The organism is Streptomyces celluloflavus, assembly GCA_000720995.1.
Taxonomy (GTDB): Bacteria; Actinomycetota; Actinomycetes; order Streptomycetales; family Streptomycetaceae; genus Streptomyces; species Streptomyces celluloflavus.
The window spans coordinates 62,632-70,885 of the sequence record JOEL01000060.1; the positions used below are offsets into that span (position 1 = coordinate 62,632).

At 74.3% G+C, this 8,254-nt stretch carries 5 protein-coding genes and 1 riboswitch; of the genes, 3 read left to right on the top strand and 2 right to left on the bottom strand.

What is annotated here, in order from left to right; genetic code table 11:
• Positions 1–155: 155 nt before the first annotated feature.
• Entirely contained in the window at positions 156–3,809 is a 3,654-nt protein-coding gene (gene cobN, locus IH09_RS32370; RefSeq protein ID WP_052861112.1) for a cobaltochelatase subunit CobN, read from the bottom strand.
• A 35-nt stretch (positions 3,810–3,844) separates the two neighbouring features.
• A riboswitch (cobalamin riboswitch) is annotated at positions 3,845–3,992 on the bottom strand.
• A 107-nt stretch (positions 3,993–4,099) separates the two neighbouring features.
• Here cobN and cobG point away from each other — a divergent pair.
• From cobG to IH09_RS32385, 3 genes are all read left to right on the top strand, one after another.
• Entirely contained in the window at positions 4,100–5,506 is a 1,407-nt protein-coding gene (gene cobG / locus IH09_RS32375) for a precorrin-3B synthase (protein WP_240150710.1), read from the top strand.
• 67 nt (positions 5,507–5,573) lie between these two features.
• Positions 5,574–6,200 (top strand): precorrin-8X methylmutase, encoded by a 627-nt coding sequence (locus tag IH09_RS32380; RefSeq protein ID WP_052861114.1) that lies wholly within the window; start codon positions 5,574–5,576, stop codon positions 6,198–6,200.
• Positions 6,197–7,759 (top strand): precorrin-2 C(20)-methyltransferase, encoded by a 1,563-nt coding sequence (locus IH09_RS32385; protein ID WP_052861115.1) that lies wholly within the window; start codon positions 6,197–6,199, stop codon positions 7,757–7,759. Before IH09_RS32380 ends, IH09_RS32385 begins: the two co-directional genes overlap by 4 nt.
• 13 nt (positions 7,760–7,772) lie before the next feature.
• Here IH09_RS32385 and IH09_RS32390 read toward each other — a convergent pair whose 3' ends face one another.
• Positions 7,773–7,988 carry a DUF397 domain-containing protein gene (locus IH09_RS32390; RefSeq protein WP_052861116.1) on the bottom strand — a complete coding sequence of 72 codons (216 nt, stop codon included), beginning with the start codon at positions 7,986–7,988 and terminating at the stop codon, positions 7,773–7,775.
• Positions 7,989–8,254 lie beyond the last annotated feature (266 nt).

Sequence of the window (8,254 nt, forward strand, 5' to 3'; positions counted from 1 at the left end):
CAAGCCCGGCGGACCACATCCGGAAGCCTGACCGTGACCGCGCGGTCACCGGGGCGAGCCGGGGCGCGCGGCTAGGGGCACGCCCCGCCTCCGCCACCCCGGCGTCACCAGGGGCCGCTCCGGCCGGACGGCCCGGCCGGAGCGGCCCCCGCCCCTCAGTCCTCCCCGTCCCCGTCCTCGCCCTCCAGCTCGCCCTCCGTCTCCAGGAACGCCGTACGCAGCGCGGCCAGCGTCGCCGCGTCCGGCTTCTCCCACATACCGCGGGATTCGGCCTCCAGGAGGCGTTCGGCGATGCCGTGCAGGGCCCAGGGGTTGGCCTCCTGGAGGAAGGCGCGGTTCTCCGGGTCGAGGACGTAGGTCTGGGCGAGCTTGTCGTACATCCAGTCGGCGACGACGCCGGTGGTCGCGTCGTAGCCGAAGAGGTAGTCGACGGTGGCGGCGAGTTCGAAGGCGCCCTTGTAGCCGTGGCGGCGCATCGCCTCGATCCAGCGAGGGTTGACCACGCGGGCGCGGAAGACCCGGGAGGTCTCCTCGACGAGGGTGCGGGTGCGGACCGTCTCGGGGCGGGTGGAGTCGCCGATGTACGCCTCGGGGGCGGTGCCCTTCAGCGCGCGGACGGTGGCGACCATGCCGCCGTGGTACTGGAAGTAGTCGTCGGAGTCCGCGATGTCGTGCTCGCGGGTGTCGGTGTTCTTGGCGGCCACGGCGATCCGCTTGTAGGCCGTCTCCATCTCGTCCCGGGCCGGGCGGCCTTCGAGACCGCGGCCGTACGCGTAGCCGCCCCAGACGGTGTAGACCTCGGCGAGGTCCGCGTCGGTGCGCCAGTCGCGGCTGTCGATGAGCTGGAGGATGCCCGCGCCGTAGGTGCCGGGGCGGGAGCCGAAGATGCGGGTGGTGGCGCGGCGTTCGTCGCCGTGCGCGGCGAGGTCGGCCTGGGCGTGGGCGCGGATGAAGTTGTCCCCGGCCGGCTCGTCCAGCCCGGCGGCCAGTTGTACGGCGTCGTCCAGGAGGCCGATGACGTGCGGGAACGCATCGCGGAAGAAGCCGCTGATGCGCAGGGTGACATCGATACGGGGGCGGCCCAGCGCCGCGAGCGGGATCGGCTCCAGGCCCGTGACGCGGCGCGAGGCGTCGTCCCAGACCGGGCGGACGCCGAGCAGCGCCAGCGCCTCCGCCACATCGTCACCGGAGGTCCGCATGGCGCTGGTGCCCCACAGGGAGAGGCCGACGGAGGTGGGCCAGTCGCCGTTGTCGGTGCGGTAGCGCTCCAGGAGGGAGTCGGCCAGCGCCTGCCCGGTCTCCCAGGCCAGCCGGGAGGGGACCGCCTTCGGGTCGACGGAGTAGAAGTTGCGGCCGGTCGGCAGGACGTTGACCAGCCCGCGCAGCGGCGATCCGGAGGGGCCCGCCGGGACGAAGCCGCCGTTGAGGGCGTGCACGGCGTGGTCGATCTCGTCGGTGGTGGCGGCGAGCCGGGGCACCACCTCGCGGGCCGCGAAGGTGAGGATCGCGGCCACGGGCTCCCGCTGTCCGTCGGGGAGCGCGGCGGCCAGCGGCGCGACGGCGGACTCGTCCCAGGCGGCGTCCTCCATCGCCTGGACGAGGGCGCGGGCGCGCTCCTCGGTGTCGTCGGCGGCGGTCCGGGTGGCGGCGGACTCGTCCAGGCCGAGCGCCTCGCGCAGACCGGGCAGCGCGGAGGTGCCGCCCCAGATCTGCCGGGCGCGCAGTATCGCCAGGACGAGGTTGACCCGCGCCGCACCGGTCGGCGCGCCGCCCAGGATGTGCAGCCCGTCGCGGATCTGGGCGTCCTTGACCTCGCAGAGCCAGCCGTCGACGTGCAGCAGGAAGTCGTCGAAGCCGTCGTCCTCCGGGCGCGCTTCGAGGCCCAGGTCGTGGTCGAGCTTGGCGGCCTGGATCAGCGTCCAGATCTGGGCGCGGATGGCGGGCAGCTTGGCCGGGTCCATGGCGGAGATCGCCGCGTACTCGTCCAGGAGCTGTTCGAGGCGCGCGATATCGCCGTAGGACTCGGCGCGGGCCATCGGCGGGACGAGGTGGTCGACCAGGGTCGCGTGCACCCGGCGCTTGGCCTGGGTGCCCTCGCCCGGGTCGTTGACCAGGAAGGGGTAGATGAGCGGGAGGTCGCCGAGCGCGGCGTCCGGACCGCAGGCGGCGGAGAGGCCGGCGTTCTTGCCGGGCAGCCACTCCAGGTTGCCGTGCTTGCCCAGGTGCACCATCGCGTCCGCGCCGAACCCGCCGTCCGCCCGGTCGGCCGCGATCCACCGGTAGGCCGCCAGGTAGTGGTGCGAGGGCGGCAGATCGGGGTCGTGGTAGATCGCGATCGGGTTCTCACCGAAGCCGCGCGGCGGCTGGATGATGATCAGGAGGTTGCCGCGGCGCAGCGCGGCCAGGACGATATCGCCCTCGGGATCGCGGCCGGGCTTCCCGGCGCCGCTCGTGTCGAGGAACATCCGGCCGGGCGGCGGCCCCCAGTGCTCCTCCACCGCCTCGCGCAGCTCCTGCGGCAGCGTGGCGTACCAGCGCTTGTAGTCGGCGGCCGGGATCCGGACCGGGTTGCGGGCCAGCTGCTCCTCGGTGAGCCACTCCTGGTCGTGGCCGCCCGCCTCGATGAGGGCGTAGATCAGCTCGTCGCCGTCGCCGGAGGCGAGGCCGGGCACCTCGTCGGCGCCGAAGTCGTAACCGTCCGCCCGGAGGCGGCGCAGCAGCGCGACGGCGCTGGCCGGGGTGTCCAGACCGACCGCGTTGCCGATCCGGGAGTGCTTGGTGGGGTACGCGGACAGGACGAGCGCCAGGCGCTTGTCGGCGGCCGGGATATGGCGCAGCCGGGCGTGGCGGACGGCGATCCCGGCGACCCGGGCGGCCCGCTCGGGGTCGGCGACGTACACCGGCAGCCCGTCCTCGTCGACCTCCTTGAAGGAGAACGGGACGGTGATCAGCCGGCCGTCGAACTCGGGCACGGCGATCTGGGAGGCGGCGTCCAGCGGGGAGAGCCCCTCGTCGTTCTCCTCCCAGGAGGCGCGCGAACCGGTCAGGCAGAGCGCCTGAAGGATCGGTACGTCCAGGGCGGCGAGCGCGCCCGCGTCCCAGGACTCGTCGTCCCCGCCGGCCGACGCCTCGGCCGGCTTGGTGCCGCCGGCGGCCAGGACGGTGGTGACGATGGCGTCGACCGGCCGCAGCGCGTCGATCAGCTCGGGCTCGGGGGCCCGCAGCGAGGCGACGAAGAGCGGCAGCGGACGGCCGCCGGCCCGCTCGATCTGGGTGCAGAGCGCGTCCACGAAGCCGGTGTTGCCGCTCATGTGGTGGGCGCGGTAGTAGAGCACCGCGATACGGGGGCCGGTCTCGTCGGCGCCTTCCGCACGGGTGGGCCGGGACAGCTCTCCCCAGGTCGGGGCGGGGGCCGGCGGTTCGAAGCCGTGGCCGGTCAGCAGCACGGTGTCGGACAGGAAGCTCGCCAGCTGGCCGAGGTTGGCGGGGCCGCCGTGCGCGAGGTAGGCGTGCGCCTCGGCCGCGATGCCGACCGGGACCGTGGACGCCTCCATGAGCTGGGCGTCAGGGGCCTGTTCACCGGTCAGGACGACGACCGGCCGGTCCTGCGCGAGCAGCAGGTCCAGGCCCTCCTGCCAGGCCCGGATGCCGCCGAGCAGGCGGACGACCACCAGGTCGGTGCCGTCCAGCAGCGCGGGCAGCTCGGCGAGGTCGAGGCGGGCGGGGTTGGCGAGCCGGTACGACACGGGGCCCTCGGCCGCACGGGCGCTGAGCAGGTCGGTGTCGGAGGTCGACAGCAGCAGGATCATGCGGCGTCATGCCTTCCTCGGGGTCCGCGCCCCGGGCGGTGTACGGACGGCGGGAGTTCCTGGCTCGCCCGGTTGGTGTCCGGGTTCACAGTGGCGGGACCGCGCCGGATTCTCACCGGGCTTCCTCCCTGGCGCCGTCGCTGGCGTCCGGCGGGTCAGCCGACCCGCCGACCTGCATAGTAAGGGCTGCGTCCGGCGCGTGGGAGTCCGCCCACGGAGCCGTCTCCCGGCGCTCCGCCCGCGGCCCGCCCCAGGGCTCCGCCGCCCCCGACGTCGGTATGCTCGCCGCCATGCCGCCCTCCCCCTCGATACCGCCCCAAGGGGTCGAACCGCCCATACGGGACCGCGGTGACGCCTGCCCGGGAGCGCTGCGGCTGCACCCCGCCGCCGACGGCCGGCTCGCCCGAGTACGCCTGCCCTCCGGCGATCTGACGGCACGTCAGGCGACGGCGCTGGCCGACGCGGCCGAGCGGCTCGGCGACGGCCACCTCTCCCTCACCTCCCGCGGCAACGCGGAGCTGCGCGGCCTCCCGGACGGCTGCGGCCAGGAGCTGGCCGGCGCGCTGCGCGCCGCCGGTCTGCTCCCCGCCGAACGCCACGAACGCATCCGCAACATCCTCACCTCCCCACTCGCGGGACTCGACCATCACGCCCCCGCTGACGTGCGGTTGTGGGCCCGGCAGCTGGACGCCGCGCTCTGCGCGAGCGCCTGGACACCGGCCCTCTCCGGCCGGTTCCTCTTCGTCCTGGACGACGGCCGGGGCGATGTGGCGGCGCTCGGCGGCGATGTGACCTTGGTCGCAGAATCGGACACGGCAGGAGACCCCCGGGGGGCGGTCGCCGGAGCTGCCTGCGGCGGTGCACTGCTGTACGTGGGCGACGATCCGGCGGCGCTGCGGATCGCCGGGAGGGACGTACCGCGCGCCGCGCTCACCGCCGCCGCGGCCTTCCTCGCCGCCGCCGAGGCGGGCGGCACCGGCGCCTGGCGCGTCCGCGAACTCCCCGCCACCCACGCACTGACCGTCCACGACACGGCGGCCCGGCTGCGGGCGGCGGGCATAGAGGCGGAGCACGTGACGGATCACGGGGACGGGGCGGGGCCGGCCGGTCCCGGCCTCGCGGCGCACGCGGGCACCCCCGTCCCCGTGCCCCTCCCCGGCATCGTCGAAGGTCCCGATGGCCGGCGGGCGCTCTCGGTGCTCGCGCCGCTGGGCCGGCTGACCGTCGCCCAGTGGCGCCTGCTGACCGCCGTCGCGGCCACCGACGGTACGGGCGAGCTGCGGACGACCCCCTGGCGCGGTGTGCTCGTCCCCGGCCTGTCCGACGCGACGGCCGCACCCCGGCTGCGCGAACTGGCCGCCGCCGGGCTGATCACCGCCCCCGACTCCCCCTGGCACCGGATCGGCGCCTGCACCGGCCGCCCCGGCTGCGCCAAGTCCCGCGCCGACGTACGCGCCGACGCGGCGGCGGCCATCGGCACCACGGCCGCCGGACCCGGCCTGCCCGTCCACTGGTCCGGCTGCGAACGCCGCTGCGGCCATCCGCACGGGACCTGGGTGGACGTCCTGGCGACGGGCGAGGGCTACCGGGTGTCCGTCGCGGGTACCGAAGCGGCCACGTCCGCCCCGGTACCCGTACCCGTACTCCAGGTCCCCACCGCCATCGCGGCCACGGCCGCCGCGGCGGGGACCCCATAACCCACCCGCATCCACCCCGCACTCACCACTCCCCCCACCTCCACTTCCATCCCACCCCGAGGGCACAGTGTTCGACTACGAGAAGGACGGGGCGGCGATCTACCGCCAGTCCTTTGCCACCATCCGCGCCGAGGCGGACCTCGCCGGGCTGCCCGCCGACGTCAGCCAGGTCGCGGTCCGGATGATCCACGCCTGCGGCATGGTCGACCTCGTACGCGACCTGGCCTTCACCCCCGAGGTGGTGGCGAACGCCCGCGCCGCGCTGCGCGCCGGCGCGCCGATCCTGTGCGACGCCAACATGGTCGCCAGCGGCGTCACCCGTAAGCGGCTGCCGGCCGGCAACGACGTGCTGTGCACGCTGACCGACCCGTCCGTACCGGACCTGGCCGCCCGGATGGGGACGACCCGCAGCGCCGCCGCGATGGAACTGTGGCGGGACCGGATGGCGGGCGCCGTGGTCGCCGTGGGCAACGCCCCCACCGCGCTCTTCCGCCTGCTGGAGATGATCGAGGAGGGGGCGCCGCGCCCCGCCGCGGTCATCGGCATCCCCGTCGGCTTCATCGGCGCGGCCGAGTCCAAGGACGCGCTCATCGCCCATCCGGCGCGGCTGGACCACATCGTGGTGCGCGGGCGGCGCGGCGGCAGTGCGATGGCCGCCGCCGCGATCAACGCCATAGCGAGCGAGGAAGAATGAGCGAGACCGTGAGCGAGCAGCAGGGCACGGGCCAGGCCAAAGGCCGTCTGTACGGGGTGGGGCTCGGCCCCGGCGACCCGTCGCTGATGACCGTACGGGCCGTGCAGGTGATCGCCGAGGCCGATGTCATCGCGTACCACAGCGCCCGGCACGGCCGCTCGATCGCGCGCTCCATCGCCGCCGGGCACCTCCGCGCCGACCACATCGAGGAAGCGCTGGTCTACCCGGTCACCACCGAGTCGACCGACCACCCCGGCGGCTACCGGGGTGCGCTGGACGAGTTCTACGAGGCGTCCGCGGCCCGGCTCGCCGCGCACCTCGACGCGGGCCGCACGGTCGCCGTCATCTCCGAGGGCGATCCGCTCTTCTACGGCTCGTACCAGCACATGCACAAGCGGCTGGCCGACCGCTATCCGACCGAGGTCATCCCCGGTGTCACCTCCGTCAGCGCCGCCGCGGCCCGCCTCGGCACCCCGCTCGTGGAGGCGGACGAGGTCCTGACGATCCTGCCCGGCACCCTGCCGGAGGAGGAGCTGACGGCTCGCCTCGCGGCCACCGACGCCGCCGTCGTGATGAAGCTCGGCCGCACCTTCCCCACCGTCCGGCGGGCGCTGGAACGCTCCGGCCGGATGCCGGAGGCGCGCTATGTCGAGCGCGCCACCATGGCCGGCGAACGCACCGACCGGCTCGCCGCCATCGACGCCGACTCCGTCCCGTACTTCTCCGTGGCCGTCGTCCCCAGCCGGATCGCGAGCCCGACCCCGGAACCGGCCCCCGCGCCTGCCCCTGCCGCCGCTCCCGAGGCCGGCCACGGTGAGGTCGTGGTCGTCGGCACCGGTCCGGCCGGACCGCTCTGGCTCACCCCGGAGTCGCGCGGCGCGCTGGCCGCCGCCGAGGACCTCGTCGGGTACACCACCTACCTGGACCGGGTGCCGGTACGCCCCGGCCAGCTCCGCCACGGCTCCGACAACAAGGTCGAGTCCGAACGCGCCGAACTCGCCCTCGACCTGGCCCGGCGCGGCCGCCGGGTGGCCGTGGTCTCCGGCGGCGACCCGGGCGTCTTCGCGATGGCCACCGCCGTCCTGGAGGTCGCCTCCCAGGACCCGTACCGGTCCGTCCCCGTACGCGTCCTGCCGGGCGTCACCGCCGCCAACGCCGCCGCGGCCCGCGCCGGTGCCCCCCTCGGCCACGACTACGCGGTCATCTCCCTCTCCGACCGCCTCAAGCCGTGGGAGGTCATCGCCGAACGCCTGCGCTCGGCGGTCGCCGCCGATCTGGTCCTCGCCCTCTACAACCCCGGCTCCCGCAGCCGCACCTGGCAGGTGGCCAAGGCCCGCGAACTCCTCCTGGAACACCGCGCCCCCGACACCCCGGTCGTCCTCGCCCGCGACGTCGGCGGCCCCGAGGAATCCGTCCGCACGGTCCACCTGACCGACCTCGACCCCACCCAGGTCGACATGCGCACGATCCTGCTGATCGGCTCCTCCCAGACCCAGGCGGTCCACCGCGACGACGGCACGGAGATCGTCTGGACACCACGGCGGTATCCGGAGGGCTGAGGTTCAGGGACGGTCAGGGACGGTGGTCGGCCTTCAGGTTGTCGATGAAGGCCGACCAGGTCTCGGCGGGGATGAACAGCACGTTTCCGCCGGGGGTCTTGCTGTCGCGGACGGGGATGGTGGCGGGGGCGCTGGCGCTGTCACTGGCGGGGTAACTGTCGGCGATCTCGACGCAGTTGTCGGCTCCGCCGTCGCTGTGGCTGCTCTTGATGCGATGGGTTCTGTTCACGAGTTCCGGCTCTGGTCCACTTCGTTTGGTCGCGTGCACAGGTGACTGTTGGTCTTCGTCTAATGGCGGTTTTAGTGACCGTAGGCGGTCAGTACGCGCGTGACTGGCTGGCCGCGCATGAACCCGGCTCCCCTCATCAGGCCCCCTCGGAATCGGTCATCTAGCCTCAATACCGGTGACTTTGGTGGTTTGGGGTCGTTGGGTGGGGTGTGCCAAGGCCCGGACAGGTGAAGTCGTCAGCGGACGAGCGGCTTTCGGATCGGATC